Raw genomic sequence first — 23,624 nt, forward strand, 5'->3', positions numbered from 1 at the left:
TTTGTGGTTATTTCTCTTACTCTTCAAAATTAAATAAGCCTTAAAATCTTTTAGATGCTACCCTTCGGGAAAACTTCGTTTACGTACCTCAGCATGACATCAGTATAGATTTTAAGTTGGGTTCCGCAAAGCCTGCACCCAACCTACAATGATTATTAGTTAAGTATATATTGTATAAAATATTTAAAATCCCCCCAACCCTCCTTGATAAGGCTTACCAAGGTAGGTATTTTGGATTTGGTCGTTTTTTGCCTATTGAGCGCGGGTGTCCAAATCCTGAAACCACGAAACCTCGTTCAGCAATTGAGAATTCTCTCAACTATTTGCTCGATTCAAAAAAACCTACCCTTGAAAGCCTTGATAAGGGGGGCTAAGATTTGTTTCTTTTCTTGTTCCCCCCTTATTAAGGGGGGCTAGGGGGGATCAAGGTAAATTTTCAAACACAGTATCAACGACTTGCTTGGCTTTTAAATCTAGTGCATTCCAATCCACTTCTCCTTGTTCATCGATTAAAGTAGTATCTATATATACTTCTTCATCTGACCCATAATTCTCAAAACATACTTTGTAGCACAATTCCCACAAATCGACTTCTTGGCGCTGCTCTTGACGTTGTAGACACAGATGATATCCTGGTTGGGGAATTGGTAATTTTGCGAGGGTCTGCTTTACATCGTCTGCTCGTTCCGGACTTGCTGTTTCGAGTTCCTCGACTAAAGAAGTCACCATTACTTTGGTTTCCGAAGTAGTGTCAGGAGGCCAAACCAGTACATCCTGGTACGTTCCTTTCCAATTCGATACGTCAAGATGTTTACGGATATTATCGATGAGACGGATAAATGCTGGTTGCATCAGGGTTTCTGCCTGCTGCCAGGAGTTGGAGTCGGTTATCTTAAGTGCCATAGTTGACGTTTGATAAATTCTTCTCTCAAAAATTTACAAATTATGTTTACAAAAATATCTATAAAAAAGTTGGGTTTTTGGCAAAATCTTTTCTTAAGATAGCGGATTTTGCTGCGGAGGATTTGGAGATATTTATTACCACCCGTTCGAGTCGGGTGTCAACAAGCTTGGAGGATATATGATTGGCAAGCTACTAGACTATCGTTATAAAGTTATCAGAGTTCTTGCCACGGGCGGTTTTGGTGAAACTTACATTGCTGAGGACACCAAGCGACCTGGCAACCCCATCTGCGTAGTCAAGCATCTCAAACCTGCTTCTAATAACGATTCTAAAATATTTGATACTGCTAAACGCTTGTTTCATAGCGAAGCAGAAACACTGGAAAAACTGGGGAGTCATAACCAAATTCCTCGGCTTTTGGCTTATTTTGTTGATAATCAAGAATTTTATTTAGTACAAGAATTTATTGAAGGGCATACACTCAGTGAAGAACTCGTTCCGGGAGAAAGCCTCAGCGAGGGTCAGGTCGTTCAACTTTTAGATGAAGTCCTTAGCATTCTTGAATTTGTCCATCAGCAGGGAGTTATTCACCGGGATATTAAGCCTGATAATATTATCCGGCGCCGTGGTGACAACAAGCTAGTATTAGTCGATTTCGGCGCCGTTAAACAGTTACGTGCTACTTCTTATACCCGCACTGCTGGTATACAGCATTCAGCTACGGTAGCAATTGGCACGCCAGGATACATGCCCACCGAACAAGGTCAGGGCAAACCTCGTCCGAATAGCGATATTTACGCACTTGGTATTATTGCCGTTCAAGCGCTGACTGGTGAGGCGCCAATGGATTTACAAGAAGACCATAACACCGGGGAACTGATATGGCAAAACTCTGTTTCTATCAGTCCACAGTTAAGCGTCATCTTAAATCAGATGATTCGCTATCACTTTAAAGACAGGTTTCAAACCGCAACCGAAGCTTTACAAGCTTTACGTGCATTTGTACCAGCCGCTCCCCCAAACCAAGAATATCATCACGAAAAGTACGCAATCGTTAAACACTCTTCGCTACAATCGCGACAGCAAACAATTGCCGTGGCGCCTGGGAATCATGATAAATATTCTGTGACTACGAGTGTAAGAGCGATACGTAAAGGAGCCACTGGACCAGATATATTACAGCTATTCATTTTGGCATTACTAGCTGGTGGTGCAGCATACGTGGCGCCAGCAATTGTAAAAAACTTTCAAAGCGCAACAGCTAATTGGAAGTCGGGTAATACCCTAGCTGCACAAACTTGTATGGCGGTCACGAGTGAAACAGCTAATATTCGTTCTGAACCCACGGCTATATCTTCTGATACGATATTACAAACCGTTAGCGAGCGTACTGCCTTAGAAGTGACTGGCACACGCACAAAACGTGGTTGGGTACAAGTGCGATTAGATACAGGTAAAGTCGCTTGGGTTCACTCGGATGTAATTGGCAACAGTTCGGAGTGGGGGAATTGTTTACGTGACAAGGGTATTGCGACAAAAATTATTAACGATAGTAAAGTTATTGCCGCGCGTCCGGAACCAAAACCTAAAACCATAGCTGATTGGTTGCCGTTCGGAAATCATAACAGTGAAGATAAGAATAATAATCAAGACCAAAATACAGAAGATAATACAGATAATAATAAATTAACTTCTCCCGACCAAGTAACCTCAACAAAGTCTGAGCAGGACACTAAAATAGTCGAAGAAGCGCGCGAGAGGTATGATTCTGGTGATTTACAGGGAGCAATTGATTTATTAAAATCAGTACCTGCGGGAATTGAGGAGACAGGTAAAATGATTTCTCAATGGCAGCAAGACTGGTCAAAAGCCGAGTCCTTATTTAAGGATATAGATCAAGCAGTTGCGAAGGGTAACTGGGACAAAGTTACTTCGTATCAGAAACACCCTGAAAAACTGCCTAATATTCAGTACTGGCGAGATAAAATCAATCCACTGTTGCAGCAAGCTGCCGATAATATAGCCCAAGGTGCCGAAAATTTATCAAAGCAGCGACCTAATCTTCAAAAAGGGGCGAAAACTCAGAAAAAGGTGCCTCCGAAACAGGAAAACCTGACCTTGGAGGAAAACCTACAGAAGTTATTTGATTTTGGAAGTTCGCAACCAGCACCAACTCCAAAATCTCACAAGAGTCCCCACCCGTTGTAATAAGCACTTCAGTGCTTTCATGTCGATACTGAAGATAAGCACGCTCAGTGCTTACTACGAAAAACATAAAATCAATACTTTTGTGGAGTTACAGGGGTAGATGCCGGTGGTGGCACAGGTGTTGGCGCCCCAGGAACACTAAATTGTTGAGTTGGTTGTGAAGATGGCACCACATTTGATTGAACTGTTGGACGTGTCAGCTTTGCTTGGTAAAAGTAAATGCGGTCACAATATCTATTGCCACCCAAACAAACAGCCTCTATCGAAACATTACTAGCATTACTAACATCTAATGCCAATGTGTTTTGCTGTGAAGCTGAAACAGTTCGACTATCTACTGGTTTACCATCTAAATATATTCTGACTTCCGCATTTGGACTACGATTATCGCTATCACGCATCCCAAACCCTAAATTTAAGGTTTGAAAAATTGGCTGCGGTTTATTATCAGGTTTGATTTTACACGTTAGTGATGCAGAACGTGAACCTGGACCCAAAAAGAATCGACTTGTGTATACTGATCTCCCTATTGAAATGTCTGTATTATCTTCACGCGCGCTTCCTAGTCCGCTTGAAACACATTTTGACCTAAGTAAATCTACTGGACGTGGTTGACGTTGTGCTTGAACTATATTTTCACCTATCAAAGCAGAAGATACAAGTAAGCCAGCTATTAAAGCAAACAAACGATTTTTTTGAGTTTTTCGCATAAATTTAGAAAAATAATCAGATCACGAGAGGTAAAAACCATCCACATCATACCAAGGTGCGTGACGCTACTGGATTATTGCTTCGTTTTCAGATTGTTGGTAGCGTCACACACCCTACTAGTTAATCGTGGTGCGGAAGCGTACAAACCCAAAGTTGCCGCCAGGAATACTGCCTAGGTTGGCAACTACGGCACCGTTATTGTTACTGCCTGGGCAAATATTGGTGAATGTACCTAATGGGGCAAGCGGAGATAAAAATCTGCCACCATCGGCACCACTACCTGCACCACTTATAGCAATGCTGTTGTTTGTAAATGTGGTTCCGTTTGGTATTAAGTCACAGAAGCGCACGTTACTGATGTTTTCTTCTCCCTCTGTCAGAAAGTAAACTGTGTATTCAATTTCATCTCCTGATTGTACTGGCGCCTCTAACGTCGAAACTCCTCGAAAACGTTCTGGTGCTGGAAGCGCATCGTCGTTATTATTATTTGGGTCTGGAACAAATGTATTGAAATTTGTGCCAGTAATCGGTTGTCCACTACGTGTGGCATTAGTAATTCGTTTAAGAAGTTGAATATTTGGTGTCCCAGCGGCGCCTAAAGCAGTTGAACGGAAACCAAAGTCAATATCAAGTCTGTTTGAGTTAGTCGGTGTGAGATTGGCTACTAAAGTTGTGTTTGTTGTTGGTCTAAAGTCATTGTTCGGTCGAACTGCTTCAACTGTGTAATCAGCAATTGGTAAACCTGTAAAGCCATAGATACCATTGCTATTAGTTGTAGTTCTGGATATCTCCTGACCGTTGGCGCCTCGTAAGATTAAAGTCGCGTTCGGTATACCTGGTTCACCTTGGTCTTGAACTCCGTTACCGTTACGGTCATTGAATACTGTGTCACCAATTGAACCAGTATTCGAGGGGGCACAAATATTGATTCTGGCAAGACCTATTGTTTCATCTTGTTTTGGAGGACCAAATTCAGTACCAGGTTCGTAAATAAGTCTGACGCTGGTAATTTGACCGGCAGGTGTAACAGATACGTTACCATCCGAACTATTTGGGAAAGCATTTTCGTTGATACCAAGCGCAAGGTTTCCTGTTACGCGCGTAGTACTACCAAGTGATTGAAGCGTGACATTAACAGGGGAAGAGCCATTAAACGCATTGACTGTTACTCTATCTTGATAAGTAAATCCTGCGTCTCTTGAACCATCCCGGTCTACGTCAAGAATAGTCAGAGGAGATGCGAGTGTAACTGGTCTATCGAAATTTACTGTTAAAGTCGCATTACTACCTACGGGCGCCGGCTGTTTACCAATACCAATATGAAATCTTAAGTTGGGGCCAGGTAGACCACCGTAAACGTTATTGTCTATACGAGTTCCGTAAAGTTCATTATTGAATTCAACTAGTTCAGATTCAATGACTTTTCCGGGAACACTTTCAGTAAAACTTAACCTAGCTCCCACACCACCAGCATTGAGGTTTTGAGCGGAGATTGCAGTTACACCAATTGCTGGTTGCCAGTTTATGACTGTTGGCGCCGTATTTGCGGGACAAATACTGCCAGTTTGAGCAGCTACTCTTTGGTTTGGAACAGTACCAAAGATGGCTATTTGCGTTACAGCCATCGTTAATATGAGAAAAAAATATCGAAGAGGTCTACTAATTTTTCGCCATCTCCGATTATTTGCTTTAGGATATAAAACCGATAATTGCTGCGACCGCCTGCTGTACGGTATCGGTATCGACTTCAATATTTTGGTCAATAAGCGTTTCATTGACGCGCCTTCCTTGATAATTTATTAAAAATACAGACAAATTTTAGTGAAATAGGGAACAATTAATGTTTTTAATATTTGTTAATTATTCATTAATTATAGAATAATAGGGAATAAAGACGCGAAGTTTCGCGCCTCATATATTAGTTAATTGAAACACGGAAGCGAACGAATCCGAAATTACCGCCAGGTATATTTCCTAAATTGGCAACTACGGCACCGTTATTATTGCTACCGGAACAAATGGTAGTAAAGGTGTCCAATGGGGCAAGGGGAGATAAAAACCTAGCACCGTCGGCGCCGCTACCAGCACCGCTAATACTAATACTATTATTAGCAAAGGTAGTTCCGTTTGGTACTAAGTCGCAGAAGCGAAGATTGGTTGTAGGCTCATTACCTTCAGCCAAAAAATAAATCGTGTATTCGATTTCATCTCGTGACTGTACAGGCGCCTCCAATACCGGAACACCTCGAAAGCGTTCTGGTGATGTTAAGGCATCATCATTATTATTATTAGGGTCTGGAACAAAAGTGTTAAAATTAGTACCAGTAATTGATTGACCATTGCGTATAGCGTTGGTAATTCGCTTGATTAAAACGACATTCGGCGCGTCTCCAGCACCTAGTCGATTTGTATTAAACCCAAAATCAACTGTCAGTAACTCTTGGTTTGGCTGCGTTAAATTCGCAGCTAAAGTTGTATTTGTTGTTGCTCTAAAGTCAGTGTTTGGTCGAAGTGCTTCAACTGTATAATTACCTAATGGTAAATTCAAGAAGCTGTAAATACCGTTGCTATTAGTTGTTGTTCTGCGGACTTCTTGACCTTTCGAGTTACGCAAAATTAAAGTTACATTGGGAATACCTGGTTCTCCTTCGTCTTGAGTCCCATTACTGTTTCGGTCGTTGAATACAGTGTCACCAATTGTGGCGCCAGGAGGAGCAGGAAGACAAATACTAAATTGTGCCAAACCAACGGTTTCATCCTGTAAAGGTTGACCAAATTCCGTACCTGGTTCGTAAAGAAAGTCAATGCGGTTTAACTGATTAGCAGGTGTCACTGAAACATTTGAATCTGAATCTTGTTGCAAAGAATTTCCAATAGTACCTACAACAGTGTTTCCTGTCACACGAGTATTAATGGTACCTTGCCTACTGGGAAGTGACCTTAAAGTTACTCCAACAGGAACATCACCATTAAATGCATTAACTGTGACTCTATCTTGGTAAATAAATGCCGTACCCCCTACCGTATCCTGTGTGCCATTACGGTCTACATCAAGAAGAGTTAAAGGAGATGCAATTATTATAGGTCTAGAAAAGTTGAGACTTAAAGTCGCACTTCCTGGTGATGGAGTTTTGTCTTGACCGATATTAAACCGTAAGTTAGGTCCGGATATCCCACCATAGTTTCCGTTCTCGATTTTTGTTTCCACATTGTCAATAACTCGTCCGGGAAGACTTTCTGTAAAACTGAAAGTTACAGCCACTTCGCCAACATTTATAGTTTCAGCCGCAATAGCAGGCGCCCCATTTGCTGGTGTCCAATTTACAGGTGTTGGCACATTTCCCGCAGGACATAAATTTTCCGTTTGCGCTACTACTTTCTGTTTCGGAAAGTAAGAGAAGCCGACTATTTGTGTGACTGCAATCACTGATGCCAAAAAGTAATATCGTAATGACTTAAAGCTAAAAAACTTAAAATAAAGCCATCTTCGATTTACAACTCCTACATCTCGCTTCCAGACACGAATCCAGCCGCTATTAAACGCTTGAATTATTCGTTTAAATGGATGTTTCATCAGTCTCAGGTACACTAAATTTCTAATATTTCAGGTTAAAGGTTTAGGGTTAAAGGATACAAGTGTTATTATTTTTCCTTTCTCCTTTCCCCTTTGTCCTTATTCCTTATCGAGTACGACGAGGGCGTGTGCGTTGTGGTTGAGCTTGGTTACGACGCCGCTGTTCGATTTGTAAATCGTCTTCTTGTGGTTCGATGATAATATCTACGCCACGAATATCTTTAAAGATAATTTCCGCGCGTCGATCTCTTGCATAATCCACAATATCCGTACTTCCAGGGTTAAGAAGTTGTGATTCACCTTCTGAACGTATGGTCATTCGTTCAGGTGCCACACCTCTACGTAATAAGTAGTTACGTGTTGATAACGCTCTTCGTCTACCTAGTGCTAAGTTATATGCGTCACTTGCACGTGGGTCAGTATGTCCAACAATTTCAATTACAATTACTGGATTTTGTAGTAATACCTCCGCAACTCTGTCTAACACTTCCGCAGAAGCTGGACTGATAAACGATTTATCAAGCGCGAAGTGAATATTACGCGGTACACGAATTTTTAATGGTGGTGGTGGTGGTGGTGGCGGTGGTGGTGGCGGTGGCGCCGGAGGTTTCGGTGGCGTTGTACACTGTGGTGGAACTATCGGAGAAGGGCGTGAATTTGGCGTGAGATTAGGAAAAGTCCCCGCTTGACCAATGACCGCTGCTACTGATGGTTCTGAAGTACCATATTTTGTATCAGTGGCAATTGCGCTGATTGCGTCTCCTTGCTGGATATTAGTAATACTGGTAGTAAAATTACCTTTGGCATCAGCAGTAACGATGCCCAAAGGTACATTGAGGGCGCCGTAGCCATAGTCGTAGACAGCTTGTTTGCCGCGTTGGTAGTCGCTCAATTTATAAATTGCGACTTCCGAACCTGGGTCAGCTTTGCCTTGTACCGTGACACTTGAGCCTGACGGTGGAAACGCGCGTGTGGAAAATTCTGGAGCATTAACCGCACCGTTTCCAGTATCGAGACGGCGGTTATCGGAATTACGTTTTGGGTTTGCCCCATCACCGCGTTGAAAGTCGCTAACTTCAAGATTTTGCTGGGTGATTAAGTCAATACTCAATCCTTCGAGTACAGCAAATCGGTTATCCTTGATGATATTGCCGCTCGATGTGCTACGACTACCAATGTCGTTACGTGGAAATGAGGTAACGCTGACTCCGGGGCCTGTTTGGTTATCAATTTCATTACCAATAACGCGATGGTTACTACCCATCAAATATACTGCCGCTCGTCGCAGGCGCCTACCGTTATAGGTGATTTTGTTATTTTGCAGTAGCAGATTACCATCAGGTTTAAATAAATACACCCCGGCACCATCATTAGCGCATATCAAGTTGCCTGTAATTTGGGAATTTGTGACAACACCCTCGATACGCAAAGCATCCGGCATCCCAGCCAAGCCATTTCCAACGATGATATTTTGTGTTACTAAAGTATTTTCACCACGTACAGATGTAATAATCGCACTACCATCATGGTAGTAAATACGGTTACGACGAATTGTAGTACCTTGTGAGTTAAACACATAAACCCCAAACGCAGAAGTTTCTTGGGGTATTTTTTCATCAGTAGTCAGTCCTAACCAGTTATCCTCAATAACGACATTTTTGGGTGGGACATCCCTGTCATAAAAAGGAAAATTGCTGTTAGGGGGTTGCTGTTTTGTTGTATTTGGTGGTGGAAAACGGTGGGCAACAACAATGTCACCTGGTGGTGTAGTTAGTGTCACAGGTTTGGGAACACCATCATATATAAGTAAGTTTCCCAACTGCTGTTTAACAGGACTTGCGTTGAAGCCATATAAACTTAACCCCCGCACGGTTATTCCATCAGCAACAACCGTCAACCCACGAAAAATCTCTATGTTTGGCGCCGGAGTTACGGCTACAACTGGTATGGGAATAGCAATTTCCGCAGTTGCTGATTTTGTCGCATCGTAACCAGGTTGACTCGTTCCATCAATTACGAGGTTTGGAGAAGCTAAGTCAGGCAAGATTTTTTGCAGTTGAATTGTTGTGGCGCCTGCGGGTAAATTAAATTCAATCCGCGAACCCCCAGATGTAGAAGGTGTAACTAACGCTTTTTCCGCAGGACTAAGTTGCTCAACTTTGAGGGTTCCATTTGCGAGTTCAACCGCTTCGCGTAAAGTTAATTGGTTGTCCTGCTGAACATTACCGTCTTGGTTACTATTTACAATTATCCGCAGTGCCGGAGTTGGCGTTGTTACATTTGTGGGCGCATTTGGTTGCTGGGCAATATTAGTACTATTTTGCTCGCTCAATGCAGCATTTGATGGTAGGAAACACAAGCTAAAAGCCAGTATTGTAAGGGGTAAGGGGTTTTGGTTAAAGGATAGAAATGTTATTCCATCTCTTTTTTCCCATTTTATTTTTCCCCTTTCCCTTGGACCTTTTCCCTTTTCCCTATTTTTCATCAATTACCTCCCTGGAGACTCACACTATACCCACTGTGTTTAGTGTTGGGAGGAAAGAAAGGGAAATTTTGAGTAGTACCCTGACTGAATTTTGCTTTATAGCAGCAAAACAAGGAGGGGAACAGGCAAACAATTTCCAATCTCTTAAAATGCATAGGAGTAACCATCCTTTTTGTGAATTTGTTTGCAATCGCTGTGCTTAATTCCTTGAACTAAACCAGTTTTGGTTAAGATATTAAAACTTCCATTAGAACGGGTTGCAATGCGACCAACATAAGTACCAATTTTCTTACCCTTTTTAACAATTGCTTTTACGATGTCCCCAGTTTGAAAACCATGAACAAACTTATTTCTGGGTACGTATCTTGTTGGAAAACCATATTTGTCAGTTCGACAAATTTGCCGTGTTCCATGTCCTTTAGCAGTTATTAACAAAGGCTTAACTCCTTTAATAATCAAAGTTGGTGTTGATAGACCTACACAAGCTGCATCAATCCAATGTGTCTTTTTTAAACCTTGTTGACTACGATTGAATTTGGTTAATCCACCACTACCAGTCTCTACTGCTAAACCTGTGGATTTTAATGCATTCAATAAAGTGAATCTGGTAGTGTTAACTGCGGCAGTATCAGCCAATGGTCTTTGAGCTTGCTTGAGTATCATCTCTAACTTTTTCGGGTCTTTATTGAGAAAGGTTTTAATATCTGTTGTCCCTTTTTTCAAGTTACATCTCTCACAACTTAATGTCAGATTTGAAATTCTATTACTACCTCCTTTCGCCTTTGAATGAATATGCTCTACTTGCAAAGGAACATTTTTTGCACAGCAGTAAGCGCATTTTCTATCCCATTTTTCTAATAAATATTGTCTCGTCTCGTAACCTGCCAAAGTACCTTGCTGATATTCAACTCCAGATATTTCCGGATTTTGCATTAATTGGGTATCAAACTTTACTAATTCTTGACTAATCGCATCAACTTTTGCAAATTTTTGCAGATGTTTTACCCAAGTAATAATATTATCAACGCGACTAGTAAGACTGGGTGGTATCCAACCTTCTTTACGTCTACGATTGGTAAATCGCGCTTGCCGATAACGAGTTTTTCTATTTCTACGACTTCTACGTAAAGCCGCGCGAGATGTCAAAGTATCCCTAATTTGAAAACCTCTATGTTGAATTTCTGCTGCAAATACTACCTCACCAGTTGAATCGTTTACTAATGATAAACCTGTGGTTTTAGCACCAGGGTCAATTTTTAATCTCAGTGGTTGAACTTCTATATCAGGTTTTGCCTCCTTGAGAATTAGGGTAAACGGGAAACGTCTGAAAACTGCCGCTTTTTGCGAGCGCAATAACTGCCGAGCTTGTGCTGAATGAATTGGGTTTAATGGTTTTTTGTTTGTATCAATTAAGAAAACTTTGGACATAATGTCCCTCCAAGAAACTTGGGTAATGTTAGCTTCGCCAATGTTCTTAACGCTTTTTACGCTAGCCACACTTCCTTAACCCTTTAAAGATGTTTAATGACTAACGACAGAGCCGAATGGATACCCAGATATACTGGACGGACTAGCTACGCATCCGTGGGTGTCGTGACGTAAAGAACGTAGTTGTTACTGAGGCTGGTAAACTGGGCTTTTTAAAAGCCCCCACTATAACCCCAGGGAGTCAGTGGCGGGTTGTTTACTCTTACTCCTCTCCTCTACACCTTGAACAGTAGCAGCGTTTACTGACTGATTGAAGTCAATTGACGCTCTCATATGCTTTTTAAGTTTGTCTAGAAGCTGTTGTTGCCCCGATATCCTTAATGGTTGTAGGGGTTGAATTCTTCGTTGATTTTCCGACTTTGTGGGGTAAGAAAGTACATTTTGTTCTTCTAAATGGATATCTCGACTATTTAGACTATTAATATCCTCTGTTGTGTACCATCCATTTTCACTCGTAAACTCAACACCCGCAGCGACTTCTTGAGGTTGGTTAAACGATATTTGTTCCTGTGACGAAACAGTATTAGTATGATTAGTATCAAATCCAAAAGTACGCTGATTCACAAAAGATTCAACATCTGTTGGCTGTTTCAACTCACTTTGTTTGGAAGGTAATAAAGAATCTGTTTTATTAGGAACAGTTTCCTGTAAAGGTGCTTGTTGAAGTGGAGTATCAGGAGTTGATGTTTGTTGAGTTTGATTCGACTGTATATTTTGTGTGTTTGACTCAACTTGAGTTTGTGTACTTGACTGATTACCGGGTGTTGGCGTTGGTTCTGTTGGAGTTGGTTGTTGGATTTGATTTTGTGGTGTAGTTTGTTGTTGAGGTTGAGTTTCGTTACTAGGGTTAGCTGGGAATGGATTTGGGGGTGTTTGTGGCGCCGCTGAAACTGGTTGAACTGTAGATTCTTGCTGTTGTTTTGGTACAGGTTTTTGTAGCCCGAATCCACCTAAAAGTTCGTTGAGTTTCAAGCTGATATTTACATATAAGCCACCTTCGGAACGATAACCAGTAAAGTCTCTATCGCCATTAACTTCAACGCTACCAAAACTGTAACCTGCTGCTAACCGTAAATCGGGTGTTAAATAGTAACCGCTTTCAACCGCGAAACCATATTCTGTATAGCCGTTATTACTGTTTGAATCTTGACCAATCCAACGTCCTTCTACAGCTAAGTCAGTGCGATAACCTAAACGATATGTGGCACGGAGTTGGGCTAATTTCGCCGTTCCATCAAATCTATCGCCCGAAGCAAAGGTTACACCGTTACGAAGTGCGAATTTTCCAAAAAATTCCCAGCGCCAGTTTGGTGCGTAAATTCCTTCCGCTGAGAACACATGACCTGTTACTGTCGAACCTACGAGTTGTGTTTCGGGTATTGAGTCGTAATTTTGGCGCCATTCATATTTGAGTAAACCGTTAAATTTATCGTTTGTAGGGTCGCGATACGCTAAACCAATTCTCAAGTTAGCAGTATCACCAAGACCTTGTAATCTGATGCCACCAGTATCGGTAACACTCGAACCGGACGGTAAAAATACGTTAGCTTCACCTGCTTGTTGATATCTAATTAACCCCGTTAACGCGGGAGTAATCTTACCAGCAGCCGCTGCAGAAATCACGAGGTTATTGTTTTCATTACCATCGCGATATTCAAATCGGGTGCTAGCTTGGAAATTGGGATTATCAGTATAGTCAAGACCGACGCTATAAACAGAACCAGAAAATAGTCCTAGGGAAGATGCGGTTTGTCCAACTGTGTAGTATTGCTCGTAGCGAGGACCAGCGGCAGTGGCGCCGAAAAGATTGCTGAAAACGTATTCATAACCAAGTGATAATCGCAACCCAGGAGCAATTGCCCATTTATTATTCAAACCAACGGCGCCTTGTCCTTGAAGTCCGTTATAAGCATTCAGTACAGAATAACGCCCTGTAATTGCCGTATTTTCAGAGAACTTATGGTCGAGTATGGTGTCGAAAGTTGTTATTGAGTTTCCTCTAAGTAATGCGCTACTGTCATAAAATTGATGCGCTAATCGAAATGTCACACCTTGATATGCTTTCCAATCTAATCCCAACGTTGTTCGGTTTGGATATAGGGGGTCATTGCCACCAATATTTTGTTCGTTCTGTGCTTGGAATAAAAGTGATTCTCCCAGAGGTACTTTTAATCGTGATACTAGTTGATCTGCATTACCACTCAGAGTATTATTTACCCGATCTTGACGGTCACGATTTACATATTCCAAACTCGCTTCTGGACTCAAACGATTTGTACCAAAGCGTTGTAATATTCCCGCGCGCAAAGTTCGCAGTTTATTACTAACTTGTGTACCTGGACGTGACTGCGGTTGGGGATCAAACAAATCAAAGAAGTCTACAACTCTACCCGGAGCAGTACCATAGTTCTCTTCAAAGTCATAAGAAAACCGGAACGTAGTAGTTTCAGTTGCTCTAGCTAGTACCGATGCTCCGTAACGAGTCTGTCCAGGTGAAAAACTGGTTGTCGCATTGTTGACAAAATCCGGTTCTACTGCTCGATAATAACCTTCACCTAGAACTCTTTCACCTAAATTTACGTTTGCTTCAAATCTGTACGCATTACCGTTGACGTTCTGTCCTGTCAGCAAATCGCTATTTGAACGCGCGATTTCCCCGACAATCTTACCGACATTGCCAAGCGATACTAAAAAGTCGGCACCATATAGTTCAAATTGATTGTCTCCTTGGTCTTCACGCAAATAACTACCTGCTAAGAATGATTTTCGCTGCAAATCATTTGAGAAGTTATATTGAACTCTTCCTGCATAAAGACTAGAGCCTTGACCACCTTCGTTTTGGTAGGATACAACTACTTTTCTTACCAAAGTTGTACCAAACGGGTTTAAATCAGTTGCTAATATTGGGCGCCGGAATAGTAATGTACCTCGGTCGTAGTCGATTTCGTAATCCAAGTCTCGATACAATGGTTGTCGTTCAACTACTGTACCTGGACGGTTAATTTCCTCAGCCTCTACATAAACAGTTTCACTTCCTGGTACAAGTAGGCGCCGCGATAAGAAGTAATTTCCACTCGTACCATTAGGAACAAAAGTATCACGTTGAAAACCTTCGATATTATTCGCGTACATCCCCGTGACTTGCAAAGCACCGAAGTTGTAGTTCAACTTCAAACCGTGCAGTTGTCGAGTTGTAGCTGTATATAACTGTGAGATGCGCGAGAATTCTTCAGTATTATAGTCACCCCACATCAAATAATCAGGTTCGGCGCCTGGTATTGAAGGAGTCCGTTCAAAGCGAGCATAAACACTATCGATAGACGGTGTAGTTGGAGTCATCGTCGAACTATCACCGTAAACAGGATATTGCTGTTCGCAAAACTGAGTACTACCAAAAAGTCTGTTTCTGCCTTCGCAGTCCTGATTTATCGGACGATAACTATTAAATGCTCCAGTAAATAACCATTCGCCAACTTTACCCGTTGCGAACACCGAAGCTTTAAAGTCTACCGTTGTTCCATTATCTATTTTTCCAGGGTTAAGAAAATCACTAAAGCTACCCCAGTAATCAGTACCACCCGCACCAATTCGTAAGTTGATGATACCTGTAGCGAGGGAAGGACGTAAAAAAGTTACAAACTCGACTTGCGTATAAGCTTCTAACGGCGAATCAATCGTGTTATTTAGTATTGTGGTGTCGTTCGCTTGTGGAAATGGTTCATCCCCACGTGGTCCAACTATTCTCGGATCAAGTTGGTCAACTCTGGGAGAAAAACGTGAAGAATTTCTAACTTTGATTTTGTCAACTGCTGCTCGAACACGAACCTGTTGTGGTTTTATATCTGATTGCAGCGTAGCAGTGAATTCCCCATCGCGCGCGATTACTTGAAAACCATCTTGGTCACGACTTTGGTCGGCGCCAACAAATTTACCGGCGCTTGTGGTTAATGTTATAACTACATCACCTAAAATCGGCTGACCTTTTTCGTCAGTTAGAGTCCCACGTAACTTAATCGTTGAACGTCCATCAGCTTGCGTTCTTGGGTCTCCAGCAGGAGCAATATCTAACTTAATTTTTTGAGCAGTAATTCCTTGGGGTAAAGCTGTTGGGGTGGTGGTCTCAGTTCCTTGACCGAGTTGTTGTGGTGTAGATTGTGTTTGATTGGGATTTTGTGGAGAAGTCTCCGGATTTGTTAGAGTTGGGCTAGAAGAAGGAACTATAGGATTAGTGAATGTGGGATTTGCGAAGTTCGTCGTGTTGAGTTGTCCACTCGCGGGTGTTGTCCCTTCTTCCGCTTCAGCAATAAGTAGTCTATCTCGGTTAACTTCGCTCGGTACAGGATTCAGCGTTGCTGCCTGCGCTGATAATGGTACAAATATCTTGGCGGCAAAAAGCGAAGGTACAACGAAGATCAGAAATGCAGTGCTTACAGCATTACTTTTGACTGACGAAGCTAAACGTAGAGCCATTAAAACTGAAGTACCTTTAGCACTTGGATTATGTTCTGTGTGTGGGGTCTGTCCCCTTTGACAATCAGAACAATTTAGGTGAGACTGATCAGGTATGTTTTTTTCTAATTGTGTTTTCATCGTTTACCCTCTGAAAACGCTGGAGTGACTGCAAAATTAACTCGTGCCATACTTCCTGGTGCCAATCGAATCATCCGTGACTGGCTGTTTCTTTCGATAAAGTAGTTATTTGGTGCTAGAGCATAGCCTGGTAAGCTCGTTAAATCAAGCGTTGCCGACCGATAGCCAGATACAACGTTTGCTAATGAGTACATTCCGTTCGCGTCAGTGACAATTCGATTACCATCATCCATATAGATTACAGCGTTTGGCACTCCTGGCTCGTTACGTTGTTGCTCTCCATCAAAGTTTTTATCGACAAACACGCGCCCGATAATTGTGCCGCAGTCTGAAACGATACCGCTACGTATACGCAACGTATGACTTGCTTGATTACTCGTGAGGTTTCCAGCGCGCGCTTGTGCAAGGTTTCTACCGTTTCCACGCACAGCATCTGGAGTTACTTCGACTGCATAAGAAACATTCAACGACTGGTTCGGTTGAAGTTCTTCTGGTGTACTGATTGTTACTGTACCCGTAGTACCGCTACTGATATTTACTTGTACTACTCGGTCGCCAATGGTGCCTCGTATAGACCTGCGAATAAATAACAACCCTAACGGTAGCCTGTCTGTGACTGTGATATTTCTTGCTACCGCTCTACCTGTGTTTCTAATTGCAAGACGATAAATAACAGTATCACCTGGCTCTGCCGCTGCTCGGTCTCCAGTTTTAATAATCTCTAGCGCAGCTTGACCTGCCCTAACCACTACTTGGTTAGAGTCAACAACCCTACCACCTGGTCTTTCCGGAATATTATCCGCACCCACACGTGCAGTGTTAGGTATTTCTGTTTGAGCAGAACCAGGTATTATACCGTTAGCAAATATACTGAATGCAAAAATGGGAATAAAGAGGTGCTTACGCCTCAACCACGAAAATATAGATGTCATTGTTAGGCATCAACTAATAGGAATCGGTTTTACTTAAAAGTGGGCTTGAATTTTAGAAATCATCAGCCCGATTATTGTTATCAAACCTGTACTCATGAGGGAGTTCAGCAAAAATTGTTGATCATAAAACAAGTTATGCTCAGTCAAAAATCATTTTTCCTGTGATTGTTTAATCTTTGTATTTATTTTTCTAGTTAGAGCATATTAGCAAACGTTTATCCTCTTCACAATCAGTCTTCGTAATCCTAGCCAGTATCTTCATCATTATTTCATGTTATTTTTCTCGTATTTTCATGGCATTTCAGCCTCATTTGAGGCATATTTGCACTTTTTTTTCAAGTACACAATAATTAACAATGTATAGATAACTCTATCGGTGGCTAACAATTTTCATTAGCAAGTCGTGATGTACTCCAGTTGAATTGAATCAACTTTGTACAAATTTGCGCTCTAATTCAGCAACATATAAACTTCACAAAAAGAAGTAATCGCTGCTTTGACCTATGAAATTTTGCAAAGCTTATGAACAAGCTTGCTGTGATTTTTGTGTGAGGATGGGGAACTTCAATGAGTGCAACGGGCGCCAAAAACGCAGACTGCTAAGGCGATTATTATGTTCCCAAGAGGAAAACATATTCACGCATACATTAGCCATGATTAATCATGATATCTGCTGCTACCTAGAACTCATGGAGGATGAATCAAAGTTACGATATTTTAGTCGATGCAACCGAACCCTAAAAGCTCTTAGTAACACTTCAGTAATATTACCCACAAATTACCAACTAGCAATCAGGGTAGAAAAAAATTGTTAAGTATTTTTTCTTATCTTCTCACGTGCAATTCTGTCCGTATATACATCTTTAGAGGTATATGTTTTTTTTTATACTTCATACCCATAGATATATATAAAGCTGTAAGAAATTAGCTTTGATAAGTACTAAGAGATATATAAATACTTTTGAAACGACAAACGCAGATTTACGCTACTGTCGCATTTAATTGATAACTATCCTCTACGCCGTCTCAGGGAAGGGTTATTTTTAACCTTTTTATAGGGTATCATAATTTTGTTATTTTTTATAAAACAACTTTCTCGTTTTTATGAATCTTTGATAAATTATTAGCTATATTCATCACAAACTAGATAAGAAAACTATTAGATAGAGCTTCTCAGTATATTCAATAGTAAGTATAAGGTAATACTATAGTTTTTGAAAAAGCGCTAAATCTATCAATTAAATTGAGTTGAGCGCAAGGTAAGAATTAATACAAAGTTATATAAATATTCAGATTTAAGCTAGTTCTTTATACTCAGTGCCAGTTAAAAAAGTGTCCCCTCAACTTGTAACGACTTCACGTAGGACTCACTTTAATAGACTTAAAGTTATGGTTTCGCTAAATTTTCGCAACGGATAGAACAGATGTAACGGATAGTTGATCTTAAATAGCTAGTAGTTCGTGTCAATAGTTCTGGTAGGTTAGGCGTCTCGCCTGACCGGACGCACAGGCGGGACGCCTATGCTACAACACACCAGAATTAATGACACAGACCAATAGGTTTTGTTTGTAACCAATAACTTATCCGTTACATCTGTTTATCATCCGTTGCCAGTAAATTGAAAAATCAAAAGGGACTAATAAAACTAGTGATACGCCAAAACTTTTGTACTTAGCACTAATATTATTGTCCCATCACCATTATTTGTCTTCAAAGTTCTTAACAATGCCTAATAAGCATCGTCATACTCGTGAGTTTCGACTCGTCTGGCTTCATTGCGTGGAGGTAGGAACTCCGCGCGTCGGGTAGGAGCAAGTGGTGGAGTCGGGCCTGTATACGGATGCACTACTTGAACAGTACGAACTGGACGTGGTTTTTGTGAGAACAAGCTGGATACGCCGGCTACGACTATACCACCGCCAACTGTTAAAGCCATACCGCCAACAGCCCAAATAATACCAGAAGACCACCAGGGAGTTTGAGCTTGCTGAAGTGCAGCTGCTCGCTGTTGATTTTGTTGGTCTTGGAATGCTCGTTGTTGTTGAGCATTACTGAAAGCTAGAAGTTGGGTGTTGAGTTGTTGATTTTCATTTTTGAGTCGGTCATTGTCGCGCTGGAGAGTATCGAGTTGCATTTTCATGCGCTCTGACTCTACAAGACGCTGTGGATCATTTGGAGCAATTGGTACAGGATTTTGTGCAACTCCTTGTCCGGGATAGCCGTATGGATTTTGCTGCGGCATTACTTGCGGCGCCACCATCGGCGTTTGGATTTGCGGAGCGACGAAACTTGTAGTAGCTGGGGCGCCAGTTCCTTTGAGTAGAACTAAAGCAGCTAATCCAGCGACTGCTACTCCGCCAATAAATGCCATGCTTTCACTCATCGCGCTAACCCCTCTAGCGATGTAAATATATTCATTAGTAACCTATACACTCTCACACTCATACACTTATACCTCAATCAACTATATGATGACACCCGAATCATGATACATGGCGCCCTTCGGTAGTAGCTAATCGTCTCGTATACGCTTTATATATTCAAGACGATAACTGTTAAATTGTCTACTACGTAGGGTAATGCTCCAGTTACTCTTAACACTTTTTATAATCAAGTTTCCGGGCAACACACTTCCATAAGTATTTGAATTATTTATGAACTAAGAGCGGATTGCTTGTTTGAGACTGTGGGTAAATTCACCAATCGACTTTAAACCTAGTTCTGGTGTTCCAGTTGCTAGACGTTTAACGATTGCACTGCCAACTATTACCGCATCAGCACCCCAGTTTTTGACAAGACTTGCTTGTTCAACTTGTGAAATTCCGAAGCCAACACCAATTGGTTTGTCGCTAACTGCGCGAATCTGACCAATTAAATCTGATACTCGTGTTTCAATTGTGTTACGAACTCCTGTAACTCCTGTAACGCTAACCAAATATATAAAACCCTGTGACGCACGAGCAATAGCTTGAATGCGGTCTTCTGAACTAGTCGGCGCCACAAGTAAAATAACATCAATATCCATAGCAGCAGCGGGTGAGAGTAGGCTATCAGCTTCTTCGAGTGGTAAATCTGGAACTACTAACCCCGCAACACCAGCTGATTTTATTTGTTCAAGGAAATTATCAATACCACGATTTAAAATCTGGTTGTAATAATTGAATAAAACTATTGGCGCCTGAATTTTTGGTATCGTCGCCTTTAACATCTCTAACACTGATACAAATGTAGTCCCATTCGCGAGCGCTCGCGTTGCTGCTGCCTGAATAACAGGTCCGTCCGCTAATGGGTCAGAGTACGGAACACCCAACTCAATGATATCGGCACCGTTTTGGTCAAGAACCTCTAAAGCTTGAGCAGTCGTTTGTAAATCTGGGTCTCCTGCAGTAATAAACGGAATAAAGGCACAGGAATTAGTTTTAGCCAAATTTTGGAAGCAATCTGAAATAGCAGTCATTCGTTAATAAGTCAATCTTTAACAGCTAATAGTTAATCCTCAGTTGTTTATGGTAGTTAGTCAATCAATTTACTATTGGCTTGCTTATTTAGTATATATTTTTACCACAGAGACGCAGCAGAGACGCAGTAGAGACGCTCCGGTTCCTCGCGTCTCTACAGAGCGAAGAGAGTTTTTTAATTTTGAGATTGCTTTTCTTGTTCGATTTCGGCTTGGATTTTTTCTAGTTCTTCGGGTGTGAGTTCAGCAAGACGTTTTTCAAAAAAGGCATCTTCGTATCGTTGACGCTGTTCATGGTAGGTCATGTTGTTACTTACCGCGCGTCTCAGGTAAGTAACAAGCCAACCAATCAAACCGACGACTAGCACAGCTTGAGTCCAAATACCAGCAGATTGACTATCAAAGCCAACCTGTTGAAATAAAAGGTATCCTAAACCACCGGCTAAAAAAACGCCCAATATAATCCCAATCGCGTCTATACGTCGCATAAAGTTGTAAATGACCTACCGAATAAGATATTTTATGCTTTTTAATGCTGTTTAAGCAGGAATTTGGCGCCGCTTGGGTCGAAAATTCAGGAAAGGAGACAAAACGAGCAATCCTGGAAGAAAGAGAAACACCAAAAAGTACATAAATCCGCGCTCAAACGAGCTTACCGAGTACCAGCGAAACTTCATATAGTACACAATTATTAAGGGCAGTACTAGGAGATAAGCTCCAGCCAAAGCTAGATATAGCAGAGGCACAATTTGGATTGAGGATAAAGAGGATAAAACTTCTGTCATATTGAGCATTATTGATTTAGCGCACTATTTCCATCATAGGCTTTTACCTTGACTTACGCCTAGTACAGTTTGATTGATTTTTGCGGCGCCATAGGCTAAAAAATGCTGATTCCAAAACTTTTTCAAATTTTTTTCCAAAAATGTTGGACAAATCACATAATTGATGCTCAAATATATCAGGGGGCAGTTAACGCCTGCCACCACATACAAGTAACTCCCAAATGCAAATTGCGGGGGCGTGGCGGAATGGTAGACGCTACGGACTTAGACAACTGAGCCTTGTTGTGAGAAATCCTTCAAGTGTAAGCTCTCAAATTCAGGGAAACCTAAATCTCACAGATACGGCAATCCTGAGCCAAGCCAAAAAAGTGATGAGTAATAAAGTGCTGAGTGCTGAGTATTTTAACTCCGTTCCTCGTACAGACGCAATTAATTGCGTCTCTACCCTAACTTTTCGGAAGGTGCAGAGACTCGACGGGAGCTACCCTAACGTAAAGCCGAGGGTAAAGGGAGAGTCCAATCCTTAAAACCTTCAGTTGATTTACAGTCGGTAGTAGTGAAAGCTACAAAAGGATGAAAATCCGTTGACCTTAAACGGTCGTGAGGGTTCAAGTCCCTCCGCCCCCATCTTCTTGGGTGTTAACCTACAACATAATATTAGATACACTTATCCTCTAGGAACAAATCTCACCATGATTATAGTTTTCCTAGAGGACTATTTGTATGCAGCTTATCCTACGTTGAACGAATGGCGCCTATAAATCGACTACTAAAACGAAAGTGTCATCGTTTGCGATTTTCCTAGAGGATATATTTGTATGTGACTTATCCTCTAGGAATTTAGGCGCCATAGTTAGTGATTTTCCTAGAGGATATATTCGTATCCAACTTATCCTCTAGGAATTTGGCACCGTTCCCTAAGTGTATTTATGGTGAAAATAATACTATTTGCAACATAATATTATCAGTAGTGACTAAAAAAAAGTTCAATGTAATTACATACAAATTGGGTCGTTTATTAATTTTCTGTAAAAAGAATAAATATTCTGGGAAAGATAGATTGATACTCGCATAGAGCAAGGTTAAGCTGTAAACAAGGTGAACTGAGGACTATTGGTCTTGGGTACTGCAATGACCGTAAATAGCTTGCCACATGGTCAGGGTAATCGAGATCTTGCGAAATCGAAGGATAAACTTCTAAAACTACAGAACACTCAAGAAAAGCTGTACAGTTTTTTACTGCGAATTGTAAAAAGCTGGCAACCAGAGGAAGTTTTACAAGTTTTCAAGCGTTCATTTATCGATTGCCTAGACTCGGAAACCTCAAAGTCTTCTTTGGGGTTGTATCTTGTTTTTTTGGAACATAACGAACAAGAGTTTCGCAACACTATCAAGCGTTGCTGCTATATTTTGATTAATAATTGGGAGAGTACTAGAAGAATTAAATATATTTGCAATTTGGTTGATATATTAGGTAATTATGAAATTCGTATTACACCAACTACTCCTTCTAAAATAAAAATAGCTCGGACTTGGTTAGAGAATTTTATTAAAAGTACTGATTACCAAGAATTACAGTTGTTTACCCACCGTCACGACCAACCCGTCAAAGGACATTGGGTTACACGCTATAGTTCATATCTACTGCTATCTCAATCTTTGAAAGATGAAAATCCCAAAGAGCAGAGAGAAGCTGCTAGAAAACTTTGTAAGGTTTTAAAAGAAAAGTATAAATTTGAGCTAGCAATGTATATTGCGCGTGCGCAATCACAAACAAATTTTTCTATTGCCACCACCACACGCTATCGAAATCCAACTATCCTGGGAGATAATGTCCTAAGATTAATTAAAACGATAGTGTTAAGAAAGGGTGTTTTTAGCTATGAAAATATTGCCAACATTTTTGTGAAGCAGACACAAAATCAAACATTTGGTAATTTTAAAACAAGTTTACAAAAATATTTAATATTTGCAGTTCAACAGCAAGATTTTGTAGAAACTCTCAAGCAACAATTAGCCGAAAAACTAGATGCATGGAAACAAGAATATCATGAACGCACTATCAATAAAGATTTTATCTTAAGAACGTGTAATAAAATTATTGATTGTTTAACAACTGAAAACGGACGCGAACCTTCGGTACTATTTATCATGTTGCTCTCAAAAGGAAATCCATTAACTTTAGTGGTTACGCTACTAAAAATTGTCTTGGTTTCAAAACATTCACGTAGTCATTTAGAAATGCGGATTGCTGATTTAATCCGCTACTATGATCAGTATCCTGAAGATGAGTGTAAGTGGGTAATTAATTTTATTGAGATATTCAATATTACTTTTGCTATTTATGCAGAAAATGTTGAGTATAATTTAATTATGATGGAACAAAATAAAATTACACAGCAAGATGATGAATTAGATGCCTATCGAGTCTTCTCGCAATTAAAAACTTAGAGACGTGTAAACCGGAGGTTTTCCCGTAGGGATTAATC

Annotated in this window: 14 protein-coding genes; 2 read left to right on the forward strand and 12 right to left on the reverse strand. The window is 40.9% G+C overall.

The window, feature by feature from the left end:
* Positions 1–423 precede the first annotated feature (423 nt).
* Entirely contained in the window at positions 424–903 is a 480-nt protein-coding gene (locus AC2JBO_RS12300; protein WP_496953938.1) for a hypothetical protein, read from the reverse strand.
* Between the two features lie 178 nt (positions 904–1,081).
* Here AC2JBO_RS12300 and AC2JBO_RS12305 point away from each other — a divergent pair, with 178 nt between their 5' ends.
* Positions 1,082–3,112, forward strand: a complete 2,031-nt coding sequence (locus tag AC2JBO_RS12305) for a protein kinase domain-containing protein (RefSeq protein WP_496953939.1) — start codon at positions 1,082–1,084, stop codon at positions 3,110–3,112.
* Between the two features lie 71 nt (positions 3,113–3,183).
* On the opposite strand, the gene AC2JBO_RS12310 is transcribed toward AC2JBO_RS12305, so the two are convergent.
* The 11 genes from AC2JBO_RS12310 to ndhL all read right to left on the reverse strand — a co-directional run bounded on the left by AC2JBO_RS12310 (position 3,184) and on the right by ndhL (position 21,135).
* Positions 3,184–3,822, reverse strand: a complete 639-nt coding sequence (locus AC2JBO_RS12310; RefSeq protein ID WP_496953940.1) for a hypothetical protein — start codon at positions 3,820–3,822, stop codon at positions 3,184–3,186.
* A gap of 117 nt (positions 3,823–3,939) precedes the next feature.
* Positions 3,940–5,598: an SdrD B-like domain-containing protein gene (locus AC2JBO_RS12315; protein ID WP_496953941.1), complete on the reverse strand. Its 1,659-nt coding sequence runs from the start codon at positions 5,596–5,598 to the stop codon at positions 3,940–3,942.
* Positions 5,599–5,741: 143 nt separating this feature from the next.
* Entirely contained in the window at positions 5,742–7,397 is a 1,656-nt protein-coding gene (locus AC2JBO_RS12320) for an SdrD B-like domain-containing protein (RefSeq protein WP_496953942.1), read from the reverse strand.
* Between the two features lie 106 nt (positions 7,398–7,503).
* Positions 7,504–9,882, reverse strand: coding sequence for an OmpA family protein (locus tag AC2JBO_RS12325; protein ID WP_496953943.1), 2,379 nt, complete (start codon positions 9,880–9,882; stop codon positions 7,504–7,506).
* Positions 9,883–10,026: 144 nt separating this feature from the next.
* Positions 10,027–11,310, reverse strand: a complete 1,284-nt coding sequence (gene iscB / locus AC2JBO_RS12330; RefSeq protein WP_496953962.1) for an RNA-guided endonuclease IscB — start codon at positions 11,308–11,310, stop codon at positions 10,027–10,029.
* A gap of 225 nt (positions 11,311–11,535) precedes the next feature.
* Positions 11,536–15,960: a hypothetical protein gene (locus AC2JBO_RS12335; protein WP_496953944.1), complete on the reverse strand. Its 4,425-nt coding sequence runs from the start codon at positions 15,958–15,960 to the stop codon at positions 11,536–11,538.
* Complete coding sequence (locus AC2JBO_RS12340; RefSeq protein WP_496953945.1) at positions 15,957–16,892, reverse strand: hypothetical protein; 936 nt, start codon at positions 16,890–16,892, stop codon at positions 15,957–15,959. The genes AC2JBO_RS12335 and AC2JBO_RS12340 overlap by 4 nt, the downstream gene beginning before the upstream one ends.
* Before the next feature lie 1,730 nt (positions 16,893–18,622).
* Positions 18,623–19,276, reverse strand: coding sequence for a heterocyst differentiation related protein (locus AC2JBO_RS12345; RefSeq protein WP_496953946.1), 654 nt, complete (start codon positions 19,274–19,276; stop codon positions 18,623–18,625).
* Between the two features lie 276 nt (positions 19,277–19,552).
* Positions 19,553–20,350, reverse strand: coding sequence for a tryptophan synthase subunit alpha (gene trpA / locus AC2JBO_RS12350; RefSeq protein ID WP_496953947.1), 798 nt, complete (start codon positions 20,348–20,350; stop codon positions 19,553–19,555).
* A 176-nt stretch (positions 20,351–20,526) separates the two neighbouring features.
* Positions 20,527–20,838 carry a DUF3007 family protein gene (locus AC2JBO_RS12355; RefSeq protein WP_496953948.1) on the reverse strand — a complete coding sequence of 104 codons (312 nt, stop codon included), beginning with the start codon at positions 20,836–20,838 and terminating at the stop codon, positions 20,527–20,529.
* A 51-nt stretch (positions 20,839–20,889) separates the two neighbouring features.
* Positions 20,890–21,135, reverse strand: a complete 246-nt coding sequence (gene ndhL, locus AC2JBO_RS12360; RefSeq protein ID WP_496953949.1) for an NAD(P)H-quinone oxidoreductase subunit L — start codon at positions 21,133–21,135, stop codon at positions 20,890–20,892.
* A gap of 1,131 nt (positions 21,136–22,266) precedes the next feature.
* On the opposite strand from ndhL, the gene AC2JBO_RS12365 reads away from it, so the two are divergent.
* Entirely contained in the window at positions 22,267–23,586 is a 1,320-nt protein-coding gene (locus tag AC2JBO_RS12365; RefSeq protein WP_496953950.1) for a Sll1247 family protein, read from the forward strand.
* Positions 23,587–23,624: the final 38 nt, after the last annotated feature.

It is taken from the genome of Calothrix sp. CBUCES-K 9914, from assembly GCF_059640475.1.

Coding starts and splice junctions, on each gene's coding strand:
- AC2JBO_RS12310 (WP_496953940.1), bottom strand. CDS start 3,822: ATGCGAAAAACTCAAAAAAATCGTTTGTTTGCTTTAATAGCTGGCTTA.
- AC2JBO_RS12315 (WP_496953941.1), bottom strand. CDS start 5,598: ATGAAACGCTTATTGACCAAAATATTGAAGTCGATACCGATACCGTAC.
- AC2JBO_RS12365 (WP_496953950.1), top strand. CDS start 22,267: ATGACCGTAAATAGCTTGCCACATGGTCAGGGTAATCGAGATCTTGCG.
- AC2JBO_RS12300 (WP_496953938.1), bottom strand. CDS start 903: ATGGCACTTAAGATAACCGACTCCAACTCCTGGCAGCAGGCAGAAACC.
- AC2JBO_RS12320 (WP_496953942.1), bottom strand. CDS start 7,397: ATGAAACATCCATTTAAACGAATAATTCAAGCGTTTAATAGCGGCTGG.
- AC2JBO_RS12345 (WP_496953946.1), bottom strand. CDS start 19,276: ATGAGTGAAAGCATGGCATTTATTGGCGGAGTAGCAGTCGCTGGATTA.
- AC2JBO_RS12340 (WP_496953945.1), bottom strand. CDS start 16,892: ATGACATCTATATTTTCGTGGTTGAGGCGTAAGCACCTCTTTATTCCC.
- iscB (WP_496953962.1), bottom strand. CDS start 11,310: ATGTCCAAAGTTTTCTTAATTGATACAAACAAAAAACCATTAAACCCA.
- AC2JBO_RS12305 (WP_496953939.1), top strand. CDS start 1,082: ATGATTGGCAAGCTACTAGACTATCGTTATAAAGTTATCAGAGTTCTT.
- AC2JBO_RS12335 (WP_496953944.1), bottom strand. CDS start 15,960: ATGAAAACACAATTAGAAAAAAACATACCTGATCAGTCTCACCTAAAT.
- trpA (WP_496953947.1), bottom strand. CDS start 20,350: ATGACTGCTATTTCAGATTGCTTCCAAAATTTGGCTAAAACTAATTCC.
- AC2JBO_RS12355 (WP_496953948.1), bottom strand. CDS start 20,838: ATGCGACGTATAGACGCGATTGGGATTATATTGGGCGTTTTTTTAGCC.
- AC2JBO_RS12325 (WP_496953943.1), bottom strand. CDS start 9,882: ATGAAAAATAGGGAAAAGGGAAAAGGTCCAAGGGAAAGGGGAAAAATA.
- ndhL (WP_496953949.1), bottom strand. CDS start 21,135: ATGACAGAAGTTTTATCCTCTTTATCCTCAATCCAAATTGTGCCTCTG.